This is a genomic window from Limimaricola sp. (assembly GCF_016125575.1).
Taxonomy (GTDB): domain Bacteria; phylum Pseudomonadota; class Alphaproteobacteria; order Rhodobacterales; family Rhodobacteraceae; genus WGLM01.
Window position 1 is genome coordinate 1 of sequence record NZ_WGLM01000001.1, and the last position, 18,104, is coordinate 18,104.

31 protein-coding genes and 1 pseudogene are annotated in these 18,104 nt (G+C 63.4%); 31 read left to right on the forward strand and 1 reads right to left on the reverse strand.

Annotated elements, in window-relative coordinates; genetic code table 11:
• From tuf to rplQ, 28 genes and pseudogenes are all read left to right on the forward strand, one after another.
• Positions 1 to 140, forward strand: a pseudogene (gene tuf, locus GC146_RS00005) (elongation factor Tu); the annotation flags it as partial.
• A 128-nt stretch (positions 141 to 268) separates the two neighbouring features.
• Entirely contained in the window at positions 269 to 583 is a 315-nt protein-coding gene (rpsJ, locus tag GC146_RS00010) for a 30S ribosomal protein S10 (protein WP_291832499.1), read from the forward strand.
• A gap of 17 nt (positions 584 to 600) precedes the next feature.
• On the forward strand, positions 601 to 1,455 hold the full coding sequence (gene rplC / locus GC146_RS00015; RefSeq protein WP_291832502.1) for a 50S ribosomal protein L3: 855 nt from the start codon (positions 601 to 603) through the stop codon (positions 1,453 to 1,455).
• A complete protein-coding gene (gene rplD, locus GC146_RS00020; RefSeq protein ID WP_291832505.1) occupies positions 1,445 to 2,062 on the forward strand; it encodes a 50S ribosomal protein L4 in 618 nt (205 codons plus the stop codon). Before rplC ends, rplD begins: the two co-directional genes overlap by 11 nt.
• Positions 2,059 to 2,355, forward strand: a complete 297-nt coding sequence (locus tag GC146_RS00025) for a 50S ribosomal protein L23 (protein ID WP_291832509.1) — start codon at positions 2,059 to 2,061, stop codon at positions 2,353 to 2,355. The genes rplD and GC146_RS00025 overlap by 4 nt, the downstream gene beginning before the upstream one ends.
• Before the next feature lie 137 nt (positions 2,356 to 2,492).
• Positions 2,493 to 3,332, forward strand: coding sequence for a 50S ribosomal protein L2 (gene rplB / locus GC146_RS00030; protein ID WP_291832510.1), 840 nt, complete (start codon positions 2,493 to 2,495; stop codon positions 3,330 to 3,332).
• A gap of 3 nt (positions 3,333 to 3,335) precedes the next feature.
• Positions 3,336 to 3,614, forward strand: coding sequence for a 30S ribosomal protein S19 (gene rpsS / locus GC146_RS00035; RefSeq protein ID WP_291832513.1), 279 nt, complete (start codon positions 3,336 to 3,338; stop codon positions 3,612 to 3,614).
• A gap of 3 nt (positions 3,615 to 3,617) precedes the next feature.
• Positions 3,618 to 4,010: a 50S ribosomal protein L22 gene (rplV, locus tag GC146_RS00040; protein WP_291832516.1), complete on the forward strand. Its 393-nt coding sequence runs from the start codon at positions 3,618 to 3,620 to the stop codon at positions 4,008 to 4,010.
• A complete protein-coding gene (gene rpsC / locus GC146_RS00045) occupies positions 4,010 to 4,732 on the forward strand; it encodes a 30S ribosomal protein S3 (RefSeq protein WP_291832519.1) in 723 nt (240 codons plus the stop codon). Before rplV ends, rpsC begins: the two co-directional genes overlap by 1 nt.
• A gap of 12 nt (positions 4,733 to 4,744) precedes the next feature.
• The gene (gene rplP, locus GC146_RS00050; RefSeq protein ID WP_291832522.1) at positions 4,745 to 5,158 is read left to right on the forward strand and encodes a 50S ribosomal protein L16; all 414 of its coding nucleotides are present in this window, start codon (positions 4,745 to 4,747) and stop codon (positions 5,156 to 5,158) included.
• Between the two features lie 266 nt (positions 5,159 to 5,424).
• The gene (gene rpmC, locus GC146_RS00055; protein ID WP_291832525.1) at positions 5,425 to 5,643 is read left to right on the forward strand and encodes a 50S ribosomal protein L29; all 219 of its coding nucleotides are present in this window, start codon (positions 5,425 to 5,427) and stop codon (positions 5,641 to 5,643) included.
• A 3-nt stretch (positions 5,644 to 5,646) separates the two neighbouring features.
• Entirely contained in the window at positions 5,647 to 5,877 is a 231-nt protein-coding gene (rpsQ, locus tag GC146_RS00060; protein WP_291832528.1) for a 30S ribosomal protein S17, read from the forward strand.
• A gap of 63 nt (positions 5,878 to 5,940) precedes the next feature.
• Entirely contained in the window at positions 5,941 to 6,309 is a 369-nt protein-coding gene (gene rplN / locus GC146_RS00065; RefSeq protein WP_258290915.1) for a 50S ribosomal protein L14, read from the forward strand.
• Entirely contained in the window at positions 6,309 to 6,614 is a 306-nt protein-coding gene (rplX, locus tag GC146_RS00070) for a 50S ribosomal protein L24 (RefSeq protein ID WP_291832533.1), read from the forward strand. The genes rplN and rplX overlap by 1 nt, the downstream gene beginning before the upstream one ends.
• Positions 6,614 to 7,177 carry a 50S ribosomal protein L5 gene (gene rplE, locus GC146_RS00075; RefSeq protein WP_291832536.1) on the forward strand — a complete coding sequence of 188 codons (564 nt, stop codon included), beginning with the start codon at positions 6,614 to 6,616 and terminating at the stop codon, positions 7,175 to 7,177. The genes rplX and rplE overlap by 1 nt, the downstream gene beginning before the upstream one ends.
• A 22-nt stretch (positions 7,178 to 7,199) precedes the next feature.
• Entirely contained in the window at positions 7,200 to 7,505 is a 306-nt protein-coding gene (rpsN, locus tag GC146_RS00080) for a 30S ribosomal protein S14 (RefSeq protein WP_291832538.1), read from the forward strand.
• 12 nt (positions 7,506 to 7,517) lie between these two features.
• Positions 7,518 to 7,910 carry a 30S ribosomal protein S8 gene (rpsH, locus tag GC146_RS00085; protein WP_291832543.1) on the forward strand — a complete coding sequence of 131 codons (393 nt, stop codon included), beginning with the start codon at positions 7,518 to 7,520 and terminating at the stop codon, positions 7,908 to 7,910.
• Between the two features lie 12 nt (positions 7,911 to 7,922).
• The gene (gene rplF / locus GC146_RS00090; protein WP_291832546.1) at positions 7,923 to 8,456 is read left to right on the forward strand and encodes a 50S ribosomal protein L6; all 534 of its coding nucleotides are present in this window, start codon (positions 7,923 to 7,925) and stop codon (positions 8,454 to 8,456) included.
• Positions 8,457 to 8,467: 11 nt separating this feature from the next.
• Positions 8,468 to 8,827 (forward strand): 50S ribosomal protein L18, encoded by a 360-nt coding sequence (rplR, locus tag GC146_RS00095; RefSeq protein WP_291832549.1) that lies wholly within the window; start codon positions 8,468 to 8,470, stop codon positions 8,825 to 8,827.
• A 131-nt stretch (positions 8,828 to 8,958) separates the two neighbouring features.
• The gene (gene rpsE / locus GC146_RS00100) at positions 8,959 to 9,540 is read left to right on the forward strand and encodes a 30S ribosomal protein S5 (RefSeq protein WP_291832552.1); all 582 of its coding nucleotides are present in this window, start codon (positions 8,959 to 8,961) and stop codon (positions 9,538 to 9,540) included.
• 11 nt (positions 9,541 to 9,551) lie between these two features.
• Complete coding sequence (gene rpmD / locus GC146_RS00105; protein ID WP_291832555.1) at positions 9,552 to 9,743, forward strand: 50S ribosomal protein L30; 192 nt, start codon at positions 9,552 to 9,554, stop codon at positions 9,741 to 9,743.
• A gap of 103 nt (positions 9,744 to 9,846) precedes the next feature.
• Positions 9,847 to 10,323: a 50S ribosomal protein L15 gene (rplO, locus tag GC146_RS00110; protein ID WP_291832558.1), complete on the forward strand. Its 477-nt coding sequence runs from the start codon at positions 9,847 to 9,849 to the stop codon at positions 10,321 to 10,323.
• Positions 10,324 to 10,429: 106 nt separating this feature from the next.
• Complete coding sequence (gene secY / locus GC146_RS00115) at positions 10,430 to 11,797, forward strand: preprotein translocase subunit SecY (protein WP_291832561.1); 1,368 nt, start codon at positions 10,430 to 10,432, stop codon at positions 11,795 to 11,797.
• Entirely contained in the window at positions 11,794 to 12,444 is a 651-nt protein-coding gene (locus tag GC146_RS00120; RefSeq protein ID WP_291832564.1) for an adenylate kinase, read from the forward strand. Before secY ends, GC146_RS00120 begins: the two co-directional genes overlap by 4 nt.
• A 205-nt stretch (positions 12,445 to 12,649) precedes the next feature.
• Positions 12,650 to 13,018: a 30S ribosomal protein S13 gene (rpsM, locus tag GC146_RS00125; protein WP_291832567.1), complete on the forward strand. Its 369-nt coding sequence runs from the start codon at positions 12,650 to 12,652 to the stop codon at positions 13,016 to 13,018.
• 15 nt (positions 13,019 to 13,033) lie between these two features.
• Positions 13,034 to 13,426 carry a 30S ribosomal protein S11 gene (gene rpsK, locus GC146_RS00130; protein ID WP_291832569.1) on the forward strand — a complete coding sequence of 131 codons (393 nt, stop codon included), beginning with the start codon at positions 13,034 to 13,036 and terminating at the stop codon, positions 13,424 to 13,426.
• Between the two features lie 112 nt (positions 13,427 to 13,538).
• A complete protein-coding gene (locus GC146_RS00135) occupies positions 13,539 to 14,555 on the forward strand; it encodes a DNA-directed RNA polymerase subunit alpha (protein ID WP_291832572.1) in 1,017 nt (338 codons plus the stop codon).
• Positions 14,556 to 14,668: 113 nt separating this feature from the next.
• Positions 14,669 to 15,094 carry a 50S ribosomal protein L17 gene (rplQ, locus tag GC146_RS00140; protein WP_291832574.1) on the forward strand — a complete coding sequence of 142 codons (426 nt, stop codon included), beginning with the start codon at positions 14,669 to 14,671 and terminating at the stop codon, positions 15,092 to 15,094.
• A 95-nt stretch (positions 15,095 to 15,189) separates the two neighbouring features.
• On the opposite strand, the gene GC146_RS00145 is transcribed toward rplQ, so the two are convergent.
• Positions 15,190 to 15,378 carry a hypothetical protein gene (locus tag GC146_RS00145; RefSeq protein ID WP_291832577.1) on the reverse strand — a complete coding sequence of 63 codons (189 nt, stop codon included), beginning with the start codon at positions 15,376 to 15,378 and terminating at the stop codon, positions 15,190 to 15,192.
• Between the two features lie 78 nt (positions 15,379 to 15,456).
• On the opposite strand from GC146_RS00145, the gene GC146_RS00150 reads away from it, so the two are divergent.
• From GC146_RS00150 to GC146_RS00160, 3 genes are read left to right on the forward strand one after another with little or no spacing between them, the layout of a single operon-like run.
• Positions 15,457 to 16,068 carry an autoinducer binding domain-containing protein gene (locus GC146_RS00150; protein ID WP_291832580.1) on the forward strand — a complete coding sequence of 204 codons (612 nt, stop codon included), beginning with the start codon at positions 15,457 to 15,459 and terminating at the stop codon, positions 16,066 to 16,068.
• A 59-nt stretch (positions 16,069 to 16,127) separates the two neighbouring features.
• Positions 16,128 to 16,718 carry an acyl-homoserine-lactone synthase gene (locus tag GC146_RS00155; RefSeq protein WP_291832582.1) on the forward strand — a complete coding sequence of 197 codons (591 nt, stop codon included), beginning with the start codon at positions 16,128 to 16,130 and terminating at the stop codon, positions 16,716 to 16,718.
• 43 nt (positions 16,719 to 16,761) lie between these two features.
• On the forward strand, positions 16,762 to 18,090 hold the full coding sequence (locus tag GC146_RS00160) for a replication-associated recombination protein A (RefSeq protein ID WP_291832584.1): 1,329 nt from the start codon (positions 16,762 to 16,764) through the stop codon (positions 18,088 to 18,090).
• Positions 18,091 to 18,104 lie beyond the last annotated feature (14 nt).

Sequence of the window (18,104 nt, forward strand, 5' to 3'; positions counted from 1 at the left end):
AGATGGTGATGCCGGGCGACAACCTGAAGTTCAACGTCGAGCTGATCGCCCCGATCGCGATGGAAGACGGCCTGCGCTTCGCCATCCGTGAAGGCGGCCGTACCGTCGGCGCCGGCGTCGTCTCGAAAATCATCGAGTGATCGCGGACTGACTTTTGACCGGGGCGCGCCCAGATGCGTGCCCCGGTCTTTGAATGCGGGTTCGACGTGGGGCGGCAATTCCGCCGTTCCACCTCTCAATCCAGAGCCGACAAGAAGAGGCCAAGACCATGGCAGGCCATAGCCAAAACATTCGCATCCGCCTGAAGGCGTTCGACTATCGCGTGCTGGATGCCAGCACCGCCGAGATCGTGTCCACCGCCAAGCGGACCGGTGCCTCGGTGCGCGGGCCGATCCCGCTGCCCAACAAGATCGAGAAGTTCACCGTTCTGCGGGGACCGCACATCGACAAGAAATCCCGCGACCAGTTCGAGATCCGCACCCACAAGCGGCTGCTCGATATCGTCGACCCGACGCCGCAGACCGTGGACGCGCTGATGAAGCTCGACCTGGCCGCTGGTGTCGACGTCGAGATCAAGGTCTGAGAGGGGGCTTGAGAGACATGCTACGCTCTGGAATCATTGCAAAGAAAGTCGGCATGACCCGGCTTTTCATGGAAGACGGCAAGCAGGTGCCGGTGACCGTTCTGCAGCTGGACAAGCTGCAGGTCGTCGCACAGCGCACCCCGGAAAAGGACGGCTACAGTGCCGTTCAGCTGGGCGCCGGCACCGCCAAGGTCAAGCGGGTGAGCGCGCCGATGCGCGGCCACTTCGCCAAGGCCCAGGTTGAGCCCAAGCGCAAGATCGCCGAATTCCGCGTCGCCCCGGAAAACATGATTGCCGTCGGTGAAGAGATCACCGCCAATCACTACTTCGCCGGGCAATTCGTCGACGTGTCGGGCACCTCAATCGGTAAGGGTTTTGCCGGTGTCATGAAGCGGCACAACTTTGGCGGTCTGCGGGCCAGCCACGGTGTGTCGGTCAGCCACCGCAGCCACGGTTCGGTCGGCCAGTGCCAGGATCCGGGCCGGATCTTCAAGGGCAAGAAGATGGCCGGGCACATGGGCTCGGCCCGCGTGACGACCCAGAACCTGCAAGTCGTGCGCACCGACGCCGAGCGCGGGCTGATCATGGTCAAGGGCGCGGTCCCGGGCTCCAAGGGTGGCTGGGTCACTGTCAAGGATGCGGTGAAAAAGCCGGCCTCCGACAGCGTGATCTACCCGGCCGGTCTGAAGTCGCTCGACGAAGAAGCCAAGCGTCTGGCCGCCGAGGCCGCCGCCGCTGCCGCTGCTGAAGAAGCCGCCGCCGCGAAGGCTGCCGCCGAGGCCGAAGAAGCCGCGATGGCCGCCGCCGAAGCGGCCGCCAGTGAAACCCCGGCCGAAGACGCCGCTGATGGAGGCGAAAACAATGAAGGCTGATGCAATCAAGCTGGACGGCGCAGCCGCCGGCAGTGTCGAGCTGAACGACGAGATCTTCGGTCTGGAGCCGCGTGCGGACATCCTGCACCGCGTCGTGCGTTGGCAGCGTGCGGCCGCCCAGCAGGGCACGCACAAGACCAAAGGCCGCTCCGAGGTCAGCTATTCGACCAAGAAGATCTATCGCCAGAAGGGCACCGGTGGTGCGCGTCACGGCGACAAGGGCGCGCCGATCTTCCGGCACGGCGGCACCTACAAGGGCCCGACGCCGCGCAGCCACGCCCATGACCTGACCAAGAAGTTCCGCAAGCTGGGCCTGCGCCATGCGCTGTCGGCCAAGCGCGCGGCGGGCGAACTGGTGGTTCTGGACGCGGCCACGGTGGCCGAGGCCAAGACCAGCATGCTGGCCAAGCAGGTGGGTGCGCTGGGCTGGAAGCGGGCGCTGATCATCGACGCGGCCGTGAACGATGACTTCGCGCGCGCGGCCCGCAACATCGCCAACCTGGACGTGCTGCCCTCGATGGGCGCCAACGTCTACGACATCCTGCGGTCGGACACGCTTGTCCTGACCAAGGCCGGTGTCGAAGCCCTGGAGGCCCGTTTGAAATGAGCGCGAAACCCGAACATTACGACGTGATCCGCAAGCCGGTCATCACCGAGAAGGCAACCATGGCCTCCGAGGCCAACGCGGTGGTCTTCGAAGTGGCGATGGCCGCCTCCAAGCCGCAGATCAAGGAAGCGGTCGAAGCGCTTTTCGGCGTCAAGGTGAAGGCGGTCAACACCACCATCACCAAGGGCAAGGTCAAGCGGTTCCGCGGATCGCTCGGCACCCGGAACGACGTCAAGAAAGCCTACGTCACCCTCGTCGAGGGGAACACGATTGACGTCTCGACCGGTCTCTAATATCTGACCGCATCCGCACGGCCCCGGATTCGATCCGGGGCCGCGCATTTTCGCCGGGGACCTAGCCGCAAATGGGCGGGGCCCTTTACCAAATAGACGGGGCCAACCCCCCGCAAAGCAAACGGAAGACACAAAGCATGGCACTCAAGTCGTACAAGCCGACGACGCCGGGCCAGCGCGGGCTGGTGCTGATCGACCGTTCGGAGCTTTGGAAAGGTCGCCCCGTCAAGGCCCTCACCGAGGGTCTGACCAAGAACGGCGGCCGGAACAATACCGGGCGGATCACGATGCGACGCAAGGGCGGGGGCGCCAAGCGCCTGTACCGCATCGTCGACTTCAAGCGCACCAAGTTCGACATGCCCGCCGTTGTGGGCCGCATCGAATATGACCCGAACCGGACCGCGTTCATCGCCCTGATCCAGTATGAAGACGGCGAACAGGCCTATATCCTGGCGCCGCAGCGCCTCGCCGTTGGTGACAAGGTTGTCGCCGGTGCGAAGGTCGACATCAAGCCGGGCAACGCGATGCCCTTCTCGGGCATGCCGATCGGCACGATCGTCCACAATGTCGAGCTGAAGCCCGGCAAGGGTGGCCAGATTGCCCGCGCCGCCGGAACCTACGCCCAGTTCGTTGGCCGCGATGGCGGCTACGCGCAGATCCGCCTGTCTTCGGGCGAGCTGCGGATGGTGCGGCAGGAATGCATGGCGACGGTTGGCGCGGTCTCGAACCCCGACAACTCGAACCAGAACATCGGCAAGGCCGGTCGCAACCGCCATTACGGCATCCGCCCCTCCGTCCGCGGTGTGGCCATGAACCCCATCGACCACCCGCATGGTGGTGGTGAAGGCCGGACTTCGGGTGGTCGTCACCCGGTCACGCCTTGGGGCAAGGGCACCAAGGGCAACAAGACCCGCAACCGGAACAAGGCGTCCAGCAAGCTGATCGTCCGCTCGCGCAACGCCAAGAAAGGGCGCTAACACATGGCACGCTCCGTATGGAAAGGCCCCTTTGTCGACGCCTACGTCCTGAAAAAGGCCGAGAAGGCGCGCGAAGGCACCCGCAACGAGGTGATCAAGATCTGGTCGCGTCGTTCTACCATCCTGCCGCAATTTGTCGGACTGACCTTCGGCGTCTACAACGGCAAAAAGCATATCCCCGTCAACGTCACGGAAGACATGATCGGTCAGAAGTTCGGTGAGTACTCGCCGACCCGGACCTATTACGGTCACGCTGCGGACAAGAAAGCGAAGAAGAAGTAAGCCATGAGCAAGGACAAGAATCCCCGCCGCGTGGCTGACAACGAAGCGATGGCCAAGACCCGCATGCTTCGCACCAGCCCGCAGAAACTCAACCTCGTCGCCGCCATGATCCGCGGCAAGAAGGTGGACAAGGCGCTTGCCGATCTCACCTTCTCGAAGAAGCGGATCGCGGGCGACGTCAAGAAATGCCTGCAATCGGCCATTGCCAACGCCGAGAACAACCACAGCCTCGACGTGGATGAACTCATCGTGGCCGAAGCCTATGTGGGCAAGAACCTGGTGCTCAAGCGCGGACGTCCGCGTGCGCGTGGCCGGTTCGGCAAGATCCTGAAGCCGTTTTCGGAACTGACCATCAAGGTGCGCCAGGTCGAAGCGCAAGCTGGGGAGCAAGCGTAATGGGTAACAAAGTCAATCCCGTGGGCATGCGCCTGCAGGTCAACCGGACCTGGGACAGCCGTTGGTTTGCCGATACCAAGGACTACGGCAACCTGCTGCTTGAAGACCTCAAGATGAAGGACTTCATCCGCAAGGAGGCCAAGCAGGCCGGCGTGAGCCACGTCATCATCGAGCGTCCGCACAAGAAGTGCCGCGTCACGATCCATGCGGCCCGCCCCGGTGTCATCATCGGCAAGAAGGGCGCAGACATCGAGACGCTGCGCCGCAAGCTGGCCAACCTGACCAAGTCGGAACTGCACCTCAACATCGTCGAGGTCCGCAAGCCCGAACTGGACGCCGCGCTGGTGGGTGAGAGCATTGCCCAGCAACTGGAGCGCCGGGTCAGCTTCCGCCGCGCAATGAAGCGTGCGGTGCAGAACGCCATGCGGATGGGTGCCCTGGGCATCCGGGTGAACGTGTCGGGCCGCCTCGGCGGCGCCGAGATCGCCCGGACCGAGTGGTACCGCGAAGGCCGTGTGCCGCTGCACACCCTGCGTGCCGACATCGACTATGCGCTGTCCGAAGCGATGACGCCCTATGGGATCATCGGGATCAAGGTCTGGATTTTCCGGGGCGAGATCATGGAGCACGACCCGCAGGCGCGTGATCGCCGGCAGGCCGAACTGCAGGAAGGCGCCATTCCGCGTGGCGCTGGCGGCGGTCGCCGCGACCGCGACCGGTAAGGAGTAGAGAAGATGCTGCAACCAAAGCGCACGAAATTCCGCAAGCTCCACAAGGGCCGGATTCATGGCGAAGCCAAGGGCGGGTCTGACCTGAACTTCGGCACCTTCGGCCTGAAGGCAACCCAGCCCGAGCGGGTTACCGCTCGGCAGATCGAGGCCGCACGGCGCGCGCTGACGCGTCACATGAAGCGTCAGGGCCGCGTCTGGATCCGGATCTTCCCGGATGTGCCGGTCACCTCCAAGCCCACCGAAGTGCGGATGGGTAAGGGTAAGGGTTCGGTCGATTACTGGGCCGCCCGCGTGAAGCCCGGCCGGATCATGTTCGAGATCGACGGCGTGTCCGAGGACATCGCCCGCGAGGCGCTGCGCCTGGCCGCGATGAAGCTGCCGATCAAGACCCGCACCGTGGTCCGCGAAGACTGGTAAGCGGTCCCGCCGCAGAGTGACTTAGGTAAACCCCCGTCCGAAAAGGCGGGGGTTTGCGTTTTTCCGCTGCCATGCCGCCTGAAAACCGGCCGATCCCGGCCGAATTGTGCGATGGTTGGGAAATATGGATAGTTTTCCCGCCGGGGGCTTGCGCCATGACGTCATCCCGTCTATGAGCCAGCCTTCATCTGAACTCCACCGGAATCAGGGTGACCCGAACGCGTTTTCCGCAGGGGCCCTCCGGTGATGTCGAAAGGAAAAAGGCGATGGACGCCGCTGAACTTCGTAACAAGACCCCCGACCAGCTGCGGGAAGATCTTGTGGCGCTGAAGAAAGAGCAGTTCAACCTGCGCTTTCAACAGGCCACGGGCCAGCTTGAGAACTCCGCCCGCATGCGTGTGGTGCGTCGCGACGCAGCCCGCGTGCTGACCGTGCTGAACCAGAAAGCGGCCGCCGCCGCCAAATCGACCGAAGCGGAGGCCTGATCCATGCCGAAACGCATCCTTCAGGGCACCGTGGTGTCCAACCAGAACGCCCAGACCGTGACCGTGTCGGTCGAGCGTCGCTTCAAGCACCCGCTGCTGCACAAGACCGTGCGCAAGACCAAGAAATACCGCGCGCATGACGAAACCAACGCCTTCAACATCGGCGATGTCGTTCGCATTCAGGAATGCGCGCCGAAGTCGAAAACCAAACGCTGGGAGGTTATCGCCTCTTAAGCGGTAACAGTCCGGTTCCATCGAAACCCTGGGGTCGTTACCCCAAAGGTCGGGAGAAACCACATGATCCAGATGCAGACCAATCTGGATGTCGCTGACAACTCCGGCGCACGCCGGGTGCAGTGCATCAAGGTTCTCGGCGGTTCGCACCGCCGTTACGCGTCGGTCGGCGACATCATCGTAGTCTCGGTGAAAGAAGCCATTCCGCGCGGTCGCGTGAAGAAGGGCGATGTCCGCAAGGCCGTCGTCGTGCGCACCGCCAAGGAAGTCCGCCGTGAAGATGGCACCGCGATCCGCTTTGATCGCAACGCTGCCGTCATCATCAACAACAACATGGAGCCGATCGGCACCCGTATCTTCGGGCCGGTGGTGCGCGAACTGCGCGCCAAGAACTTCATGAAGATCATCTCGCTGGCGCCGGAGGTGCTCTGATGGCTGCGAAACTGAAAAAGGGCGACAACGTCGTCGTGCTGGCCGGCAAGGACAAGGGCCTCAAGGGGCAGATCCAGTCGGTTGATCCCAAGGCGAACAAGGCCGTGGTGGAAGGCGTGAACATGGCCGTCCGCCACATGAAGCAGACCCAGACCCAGCAGGGCGGCCGCACGCCGAAGGCGATGCCGATCGACCTGTCGAACCTGGCTCTCGTCGATGCCAACGGCAAGGCCACCCGCGTCGGCTTTCGCATGGACGGCGACACCAAGGTGCGCTTCGCCAAGACCACAGGGGATGCAATCTGATGCTTGATACTGCAACCTATACCCCCCGGCTGAAGGCGCATTACGCCGCTGCCGTTCGCGCCGCTCTGAAAGAAGAGTTCGGCTACAAGAACGACATGCAGATCCCGCGTCTGGACAAGATCGTCCTGAACATCGGCTGCGGAGCCGAGGCCGTGCGTGACAGCAAGAAGGCCAAGTCGGCGCAGGAAGACCTGAGCACGATCGCCGGCCAGAAGGCCGTTGTCACCAAGGCCAAGAAATCGATCGCCGGTTTCCGCGTTCGCGAGGAAATGCCGCTGGGCGCCAAGGTGACGCTGCGCGGCGACCGGATGTATGAATTCCTTGACCGCCTGATCACCGTGGCCCTGCCGCGCGTCCGCGACTTCCGCGGCGTTTCCGGCAAGTCGTTCGACGGTCGTGGCAACTACGCCACCGGCATCAAGGAACACATCGTTTTCCCCGAGATCAACTTCGACAAGGTCGATGAAGTCTGGGGGATGGACATCGTCATCTGCACCACCGCGAAGACCGACGCGGAAGCGAAGGCGCTGTTGAAGCATTTCAACATGCCGTTCAACAGCTGAAGCAGCGGTAGGAGAGAGAATTATGGCTAAGAAATCCATGATCGAACGCGAGAAGAAGCGCGAACGCTTGGTCAATACCTACGCCGCCAAGCGCGCCGCGCTGAAGGCGATCATTGCAGACCAGTCCAAGCCGGTCGAAGAGCGCTTCAAGGCGAGCCTGAAACTGGCTCAACTGCCGCGCAACTCGTCGGCGACGCGGCTTCACAACCGCTGCCAACTCACCGGGCGTCCCCACGCCTATTACCGGAAACTGAAGGTCAGCCGGATCATGCTGCGCGAGCTTGGCTCGAACGGCGAGATCCCCGGCATGGTCAAGTCGAGCTGGTAAGGAGGGCGTACAATGAACGATCCGATCGGTGATATGCTGACCCGTATCCGCAACAGCCAGATGCGCGGCAAGGCCATGGTGGAAACGCCGGCGTCCAAGCTGCGGGCCTGGGTGCTCGATGTGCTGGCCGACGAAGGCTACATCCGCGGCTACCAGAAGATCGATGGCAAGGACGGCCACCCCGCCCTGCGCATCGAGCTGAAATATTTCGAAGGCACCCCTGTCATTCGCGAAATCAAACGGGTCTCCAAACCCGGCCGTCGCGTCTACATGGGCGTCAAGGACATCCCCTCGGTCCGTCAGGGCCTGGGTGTGTCGATTGTCTCCACGCCCAAGGGCGTGATGTCGGATGCACATGCACGCGCGGCCAATGTTGGCGGCGAAGTGCTTTGCACCATCTTCTAAGGAGGCCCGGCAATGTCTCGTATTGGTAAGAAGCCGGTGCCGATGCCGAAAGGTGTCAGCGCCTCCGTGTCCGGTCAGACGGTCGAGGTGAAGGGGCCCAAGGGCACCCGCAGCTTCACCGGCACCGACGACGTGACCATCACGATCGAGGAAGACGCGATCAAGGTGACCCCTCGTGGCACCTCCAAGCGCGCCCGCCAGCAGTGGGGCATGTCCCGCTCGATGATCGAGAATTTAGTGACCGGCGTGACCACCGGCTTCAAGAAAGAGCTGGAGATCAACGGCGTGGGTTACCGCGCGCAGATGCAGGGCAATGTCCTGAAGCTGGCGCTGGGTTACAGCCACGACGTGGACTTCGAAGTGCCTGCCGGCGTGACCGTGACCGCGCCGAAACTGACCGAAATCGTTGTGGAAGGGATCGACCAGCAGCTTGTTGGCCAGGTCGCCGCGAACATCCGCGAATGGCGTGGTCCCGAGCCCTACAAGGGCAAAGGGATCAAGTACAAGGGCGAGTTCATCTTCCGCAAGGAAGGCAAGAAGAAGTAAGGATCGCGAAAATGGCAACCAGCAAAAGAAGCCTGTTTCTGAAGCGCCGCCAGCGCGTTCGGAGCAAATTGCGGGCAGTGAATGCCGGGCGCATGCGCCTGTCGATCCACCGCTCGTCCAAGAACATCAGTGCCCAGCTGATCGACGATGTGAGCGGCGTGACGCTTGCCTCGGCGTCGAGTCTGGAAAAAGACCTCGGCGTTGTCGGCAAGAACAACATCGACGCGGCCCGGATCGTGGGTACGGCGATTGCCGAGCGCGCGAAGAAGGCCGGCGTGGACGCCGCCTATTTCGACCGTGGCGGTTTCCTGTTCCATGGCAAGGTCAAGGCGCTTGCCGACGCCGCGCGTGAAGCGGGCCTGAATATCTGACGGCGAGGGCGGTTCGCCGCCCTTCGCAAGACACCTGCAGGGCGCAATCGCGTCCTCGATGATCGGGGCCCCTGACGGGCACTTCGATTGGACCACATGGCGCAAGCCACCGATAAAGGGATGCCAGCTAGATGGCCGAACAGAGAGATAACAACCGCGGTCGTCGTCCGCGCGAGGATGCCACGCCGGAATTCGCCGACCGCCTGGTCGCGATCAACCGCGTGTCCAAGACCGTCAAGGGCGGCAAGCGCTTCGGCTTTGCCGCGCTCGTCGTCGTGGGCGACCAGAAGGGCCGCGTCGGCTTTGGCAAGGGCAAGGCCAAGGAAGTGCCGGAAGCCATCCGCAAGGCCACCGAGCAGGCGCGCCGCAGCATGATCCGCGTCGCGTTGCGCGAAGGCCGCACGCTGCACCATGACATGGAAGGTCGCCACGGCGCCGGCCGCGTCGTGATGCGCGCCGCCGTCGAGGGTACCGGCATCATCGCCGGTGGTCCGATGCGCGCGGTGTTCGAGATGCTCGGCGTCAAGGACGTTGTGTCCAAGTCGATCGGCTCGTCCAACCCCTACAACATGATCCGCGCCACCATCGACGGCCTGCAGAAGGAATCGAGCCCCCGTTCGGTCGCGCAGCGTCGCGGCAAGAAGGTGGCCGACATCCTGCGCAAGGGCGACGAGGCCCCCGCGACCGAGACCGCCGAAGCGGCTGAAGCCTGAGGAGACCTGACATGGCCAAGAAGACCATCGTCGTAAAGCAGATCGGCTCGCCGATCCGCCGCCCCGCTGTCCAGCGCGCCACCCTGGTGGGCCTGGGCCTGAACAAGATGCACCGCACCCGCGAGCTTGAGGATACGCCCTCGGTCCGCGGCATGGTCAACTCGATTCCGCACCTCGTCGAGATCATCGAAGAGCGCGGCTGAGCCGCAGCGCGGGGCCCGTTGCACGGCCCCGCATTTTCACGTTTGAACGCCGTGTGCCTCGGTCCCGTCGCTGGGCGAGGTCTTCCGGCAAAGGAGAAGCGACATGAAACTGAATGAACTTCACGACAACCCCGGCGCCACCAAACGCGCCAAGCGTGTTGCCCGCGGCCCCGGTTCGGGCAAGGGCAAGACCGCTGGCCGTGGTATCAAGGGCCAAAAATCCCGCTCGGGCGTGGCGCTGAACGCCTATGAGGGCGGCCAGATGCCGCTTTACCAGCGTCTGCCGAAGCGCGGCTTTACCAAGCCGAACCGCAAGGCCTTTGCCGTTGTGAACCTCGGCCTGATCCAGAAGTTCATCGACGAGGGCAAGCTGGACGCCAAGGCCGAGATCACCGAAGACGCGCTGCTGGCCTCGGGCCTGATCCGGCGCAAGCTGGACGGCGTGCGTGTTCTGGCCAAAGGCGAGTTCAAGGCCAAGGCCAAGTTGACCGTTACCGGCGCCTCGAAAGGGGCGATCGCGGCGGTCGAGCAGGCCGGTGGCAGCCTTGCAGTGACCGCCCAATCCGGTGATGCGGCGTAATTGCGGGTTGTGAGCGGCCGCCGCGCCGCTTACATCAGAGCCGAGTTTTCCTGACGCCGCCGACCGGGAAGCCGGGTGGCGGCGTTTTTGATGAAAAGAGATACATATGGCATCTGCAGCTGAACAAATGGCCGCCAACCTGAGCTGGGGCGCGCTGGGCAAGGCTACCGAGCTTCGCCAGCGGATCCTGTTCACGATCGGCCTTCTGATGGTCTACCGTCTGGGGACGTTCATTCCGGTGCCGGGCATCGACACGGCCGCACTGAAGAACTTCATGGACAGCGCGCAGAACGGGATCGGCGGCATTCTGTCGATGTTCACCGGCGGCGCGCTGAAGCGGATGGGCATCTTCGCCCTCGGCATCATGCCCTACATCTCGGCTTCGATCATCGTGCAGCTTCTGGGCTCGATGTACGAGCCGTGGAAAGCGCTGAAGAAGGAAGGCGAGCAGGGCCGCAAGAAGCTGAACCAGTACACCCGCTATGGCACGGTGCTGCTGGCCATGTTCCAAGCCTACGGGCTGGCGGTCAGCCTTCAGGCGGGCAACCTTGTTACCGCGCCGGGGCCGGAATTTATCGTTTCGACGATCATCACCATCGTCGGCGGCACGATGTTCCTGATGTGGCTGGGCGAGCAGATTACCAGCCGCGGCATTGGCAACGGCATTTCGCTGATCATCTTCGTGGGCATCGTGGCCGAGATCCCGGCGGCGATGGCGCAGTTTCTTGAGCAGGGCCGGGTCGGCACCGTCAGCCCGGCGGTTATCCTGCTGGTGATCGCGATGATCGTCGCGGTGCTGGGCTTCGTCGTGTTCATGGAGCGCAGCCTGCGCAAGATCCACATCCAGTATCCGCGCCGTCAGGTGGGGATGAAGGTGTATGACGGCGGCTCCAGCCATCTGCCGATCAAGGTGAACCCGGCGGGCGTGATCCCGGCGATCTTCGCCTCGGCGCTGCTGTTGCTGCCGACCACGATCAGCACGTTCTCGGGCGGCAAGACCGGCCCGATCATGTCGACGATTCTGGCCTATTTCGGGCCGGGCCAGCCGCTGTACCTCGCCTTCTTTACGGCGATGATCGTGTTCTTCACCTTTTACTACACCAAGGAAGTTGCCTTCAAAACCGACGAGGTGGCCGACAACCTGAAGAACCAGAACGGCTTTGTCCCGGGCATCCGCCCCGGCAAGCGCACCGCGGAATACCTCGATTACGTGGTCAACCGCCTGCTGGTGCTGGGGTCGGGCTACCTAGCCATCGTCTGCCTGTTCCCCGAGATGCTGCGGCACGAGTTCGCCATTCCGTTCTACTTCGGCGGCACCTCGATCCTGATCATCGTGTCGGTTGGGATGGATACCATCCAGCAGATCCAGTCGCACATGCTGGCGCACCAGTATGAGGGCCTGATCGAGAAATCGCAGCTGCGCGGCAAACGCAGCGGTACTGCCAAGCCGCGGAAGGGACCGGCGCGTCGATGAATATCATTCTTCTGGGACCTCCGGGCGCCGGCAAGGGCACGCAGGCACAGCGCCTTGTGCGCGAGCGTGACATGATGCAGCTGTCGACCGGCGACATGCTGCGCGAGGCGCGCACCAGCGGCACCGAAATGGGCAAGGTCGTGGCTGATGTCATGGACAAGGGCCATCTTGTCACCGACGAGATCGTGATCGGCCTGATCAAGGAAAAGCTGGAGAGTGGCGGCCATCCCGGCGGCTTCATCTTCGACGGTTTCCCGCGCACGCTGGCGCAGGCCGACGCGCTGGGCCAGCTGCTGCAGGACGAGGGCCAAAGTTTGGACCACGTGATCGAGATGCAGGTCGATGATGACGCGCTGGTGGCGCGGATCACCGGCCGGTCCACCTGTGCCAATTGCGGCGAGGTGTTTCACGACGTGACCAAGCCGGTGCCCGAGGATGGCAAATGCCCCAATTGCGGCGGCACCAGCTTCAAGCGTCGGGCCGACGATACCGAAGAGGCGCTCAAGACCCGGCTTCTGGCCTATTACAAGCAGACCAGCCCGCTGATCGGCTACTATTATGCCAAGGGCAAGCTGAGCGTGGTGGACGGTCTGGCCAGCATGGACGACGTCAGTGCTGCAATTGCGAAGGTGCTTGGCGGAGCCTGATCCGGCCCGCCGGCAAACGGGGCTTGACTGCCATTGGCGTTGGGCATAACCAGCCCCATCCCGCAAGGGAATCAGTGCGTTTGCCGGGTCGCGCCCGGTCTGCGCGGACCACCTGACAGACCGCGGCCCGTGGGTGACCCCCTCGGGCCTCAGTTGTGAAAAAAGGTTCCGGGATGACGGAACCGCAACGAAAGGAAGACCCGACGTGGCACGTATTGCCGGCGTAAACATCCCGACTGCAAAGCGGGTTCCCATCGCCCTGACCTACATCACCGGAATTGGCCCCGCGATCGCCCACCAGATCTGCGAAGCGACCAAAATTGACGAATCGCGCCGGGTCAACGACCTGTCGGACGCCGAAGTGCTCGCCATCCGCGAATACATCGACGCCAACCTGACGGTTGAAGGCGACCTGCGCCGCGAGACGCAAATGAACATCAAGCGGCTGATGGATCTTGGCTGCTACCGTGGCCTGCGCCACCGCCGCAACCTGCCGGTTCGTGGCCAGCGCACCCATACTAACGCCCGCACCCGCAAAGGCCCCGCAAAGGCCATTGCCGGCAAGAAGAAATAAGGGAGGGCATCAGATATGGCTCGTGATACCCGCCGTGGTGGCAAGAAGAAGGTCTCCAAGAACATCGCCGCTGGCGTTGCTCATGTGAACTCGTCCTTCAACAACACCAAGATCCTGATTTCCGACGTTCAGGGCAATGCGATTGCCTGGTCGTCGGCCGGTACGATGGGCTTCAAGGGGTCGCGCAAGTCGACGCCTTACGCCGCCCAGATGGCCGCCGAGGATTGCGCTAAGAAGGCGCAGGAACATGGCGTCAAGACGCTGGAAGTCGAAGTGCAGGGGCCCGGTTCGGGCCGTGAATCGGCGCTGCGTGCGCTTGCCGCTGCCGGCTTCAACGTCACCTCGATCCGCGACGTGACGCCGATGGCCCACAACGGCTGCCGCCCGCCCAAGCGCCGGCGCGTCTGATCCGCTGAAGACATTACCGGGGCCGTGCCAGATCGCGCGGCCCCATTCGTCGTTTTGAAACCTCGGGCGTCTGCCGCTTGATCATGACCGGCAGACAGGAATGGAGGGACACATGATCCACAAGAACTGGGCAGAGCTGATCAAGCCGACGCAGCTTGAAGTGCGGCCGGGCGCCGATCCGGCGCGCGAGGCGACGCTTGTCGCCGAACCGCTGGAGCGCGGCTTTGGTCTGACGCTCGGCAACGCGCTGCGCCGCGTGCTGATGTCGTCGCTGCAGGGCGCCGCGATTACCGCTGTGCAAATCGACAACGTGCTGCACGAATTCTCGTCGGTCGCCGGTGTCCGCGAGGACGTGACCGACATCGTCCTGAACCTCAAGGGCGTCGACATCCGCATGGAAGTCGAAGGGCCGAAGCGTCTGACCGTTCAGGCCAAGGGCCCGGGCGTCGTCACCGCCGCTGACATCTCGGAGAGCGCCGGGATCGAGGTTCTGAACAAAGACCACGTGATCTGCCACCTCGACGAGGGTGCCAGCCTGTACATGGAACTGACGGTGAATACCGGCAAGGGCTATGTCTCGGCCGACAAGAACAAGCCCGAGGATGCGCCGATCGGGATGATCGCGATCGACGCCATCTATTCGCCGATCAAGAAGGTCAGCTACGAAGTGCAGCCCACCCGCGAGGGGCAGGTGCTGGACTATGACAAGCTGACGATGAAGATCATCACCGACGGCTCGCTGACCCCGGACGACGCGGTGGCCTATGCCGCCCGCATCATCCAGGACCAGCTGTCGATCTTCGTCAACTTCGACGAGCCGGAAAGCGCGTCGAGCATGGGCGAGGATGACGGGCTGGAGTTCAACCCGCTGCTTCTCAAGAAGGTGGACGAGCTGGAACTGTCGGTGCGCTCGGCCAACTGCCTGAAGAACGACAACATCGTTTACATCGGCGACCTGATCCAGAAGACCGAAGCCGAGATGCTGCGCACGCCGAACTTTGGCCGCAAGTCGCTTAACGAGATCAAGGAAGTGCTCTCGGGCATGGGCCTGCACCTCGGCATGGATGTCGAGGACTGGCCGCCGGAGAACATCGAGGATCTGGCCAAGAAGTTCGAAGACCAGTTCTGATATTTCGGGCGGGCCGGTGGCCCGCCTGACGACCCCGGGCAATCCCGCCCCAATAACGCGGACGACACGCATCGGACCGCTGCACAAAGCATAAAGACGATAGGAGACTTAAAATGCGTCATGGTCGGGGCTACCGCCTGCTGAACCGCACCCACGAACACCGCAAGGCGCTGTTCGCCAACCTCGCCGGCTCTCTCATCGAGCACGAGCAGATCAAGACCACGCTGCCGAAGGCGAAAGAACTCAAGCGCGTCATCGACAAGCTGATCACGCTGGGCAAGCGCGGCGACCTGCACGCCCGCCGTCAAGCCGATGCCCGGCTGAAGCAGGACATCCACGTTGCCAAGCTGTTCGACGTGCTGGGGCCGCGCTACAAGGACCGCAACGGCGGTTATGTGCGCGTGCTGAAGGCCGGCTTCCGCTATGGCGACATGGCGCCGATGGCGATCGTCGAACTGGTCGACCGTGACCCCTCGGCCAAGGGTGCCGCCGACAAGGCACGCATGGCCGATGAAGAAGCGATGGCCGACGAAGACTGAGACGGCCAACCTTTGCCGCCTTTGGTGGCACCACGCAGATCAAGGCCCCGTCCCGCGGCGGGGCCTTTTTCATGTCCGGGCTCTGCCGGACTTCTCTAGTGACGGAGCTTTGGTCGCAAAGACTCTGTCGTGCCGTCGTCGCGCGCCGCGTCGCGTTTCTTGTCCTGTTGCCGGGCAGTGGGTGCCTCGCGCCGGTCCTGCCCGATGAAGTCGAGCAGCTGGGCACGTGACGTAGCGTCAAGCTCCTCCAGCCGCCGGACGACATCCAAATCATTGTTTTGCATGGAGTAATACCTTGTTAACCAGCTTCATGCTCTACACTCTAAAGTTGACTCGATTCGAATCAACTTGTCCAAAAAGACATGTCCCTGAGGGCTGGTATAGATCTGCACACGACACGGCTGGCGAGGTTGGCGCCGGGAGGGTTTTTCTTTGCCCTGCACATCCGCTTTGCGCTGCCGCTGTTGCACCATCAGACCTACCCCCAGGGATGGACCGATCGCTATACAGAGGAGGCCTATGCGCTGCGCGATCCGATCATTGCCTGGGGGTTCAGTCGGGTCGGTGCAGCAAGGTGGAGCGAAATCGACATACCGGACCCGTTCGATATCCTCGGGCAGGCCCGCGAATTCGGGATGATCTATGGCTTTGCCGTTTCCTGCGGCCCGATGAAATCACGCACCATCGCCTCTGCGGCGAGGGATGATCGTGAGTTCACCGACGAGGAGATTGCCGAGTTCGCCCGGCTGATCGAAACGCTGCACAACATAACAGAACCCCCAAAATCCTTGACTGACGCCCAAATCGAAGCCCTGCGGTGCATAGCCGAGGGGGATCGTCACGCAGCTGCCGCGGCACGATTAAATATTTCGGAAAGCGCCCTCAAGGCCCGTCTTGCCTCGGCCCGGTCCAGCCTGCTCGCCCGGACCACGGCCGAAGCCATTCAGCGGGCGAGGGATTACAGACTGCTCTGACCATCCTCAAGGTCAGCTCCGGCAGGGGTACGTAACCCTCACCTTTGCTGGAGAAGAAAATGCAAAGCACCACTCTGTCCTTCGCGAACATGCACAACCATGGCGAGCTTTTCGCGAACATCCTTCGCGCCCGGCGCGAAAGCTTCATCATCCGCAACCGCTGGGACCTGCCCGAGACGATGGGCATGGAATACGACCAGTATGACACGCCCGCGTCCCGCTGGCTGGCCGTCCATGACGAGACGGGGCGGGTTTTGGCCGGGGTACGGCTGACGCCCACCACCGCGCGCTGCGGGATCTATACCTACATGATCCGCGACGCGCAGCGCGGTCTGCTCGAATCGATCCCGGCCGACCTGCTGACGGGTGAAGCACCGGTGGACGAGGGCACATGGGAGGTGACCCGCGGCTTTGTCAGCCACGACATTCCGGCCCATGTCCGCCATCGGGTGCGGATGCGGCTGGTGATGCAGATGTTGCGCACCTCGCGCGAGGAGGGGATCCGTCGGATGCTTGCGCTTTTGCCGTCGAACTGGAACCGCTGGGCCGCGCGCTGCAGCCTCGACATGGCGGCGGCTGGCCGCAACATGAACATGGGTGGCATCGACTACCAGGCAGTCTGGATCGATTTCTCCACGCAGCTGCACTAGCGGGCCGCTTTCAAACGGTCATGGCCCGGCCTAATGTCGGTCCATGGCCGATCTTTTCGACACGCCCGCCACGCCCGACCAGACCGGCAGCGCCCCGCGCCCGCTGGCCGACAGGCTGCGTCCGCGCGACCTGTCGGAAGTGATAGGGCAGGACGAGGTGCTTGGCCCCGAAGGGCCGCTGGGAGCAATGCTTGCGGCGGGTGCGCTGTCGTCGCTGGTGCTGTGGGGGCCACCGGGGGTCGGCAAGACCACCATCGCGCGCCTGCTGGCCGCGAAGACGGACCTGCATTTCGAGCAGATCAGCGCAATTTTCACCGGGGTGCCGGAACTGCGCAAGGTGTTCGAGGCGGCCCGTCTGCGGCGGCGCAACGGCAAGGGCACGCTGCTGTTCGTGGACGAGGTTCACCGCTTCAACAAGGCGCAGCAGGACGGCTTTCTGCCGCATATGGAGGATGGCACGATCCTGTTGGTCGGCGCCACGACCGAGAACCCGTCGTTCGAACTGAATGCGGCCTTGCTCAGCCGTGCGCAGGTCATCGTGCTGAGGCGGCTCGACCTTGCTCAACTGGAACGTCTGGCCCAGCGGGCCGAAAAGGAGCTGGGCCGCCCCCTGCCGCTGGACGGCCCCGCGCGCGAGGCGCTGCTGGAAATGGCCGATGGCGACGGGCGGGCGCTGTTGAATCTTGTCGAACAGGTCATGGCGTGGACTCCGCCGGGCAAACTGGGGCTTGAGGCTTTGCGGACCCGGCTGATGAAGCGGGCCGCCAATTACGACAAGTCGGGCGACGGGCATTACAACCTGATCTCGGCGCTGCACAAATCCGTTCGTGGGTCGGACCCGGACGCGGCGCTTTACTGGCTGGCGCGGATGTTGGCAGGCGGCGAGGATCCGCGGTTTCTGGCCCGCCGCATCACCCGGATGGCTGTCGAGGATATCGGGCTGGCCGATCCGCAGGCGCAGGCGCTGTGCCTGCAGGCATGGCAGACCTACGAGCGCCTTGGCAGCCCCGAGGGGGAACTGGCGCTGGCGCAGGCGGTGGTTTACCTCGCCCTCGCGCCGAAATCGAACGCGGTGACAGTGGCCTTCGGTGCCGCGTCGGAGGCCGCGCGCAAGACCGGCTCCGAACCGCCGCCAAAACACATCCTGAACGCGCCCACCAAGCTAATGAAAGAGCAGGGCTATGGCGCGGGGTATGCCTATGACCACGATCAGGACGATGCCTTTTCGGGGCAGGACTATTTCCCCGAGGGCATGAAGCGCGGCCTTTACTACGTGCCGGTCGACCGCGGGTTCGAGCGCGAGTTGAAAAAGCGCGTCGAATACTTCGCGGGGCTCCGGGCCAAACGGCAGGGCAACCGGGGCCGCGATTGACAAGCCGGGCGCTT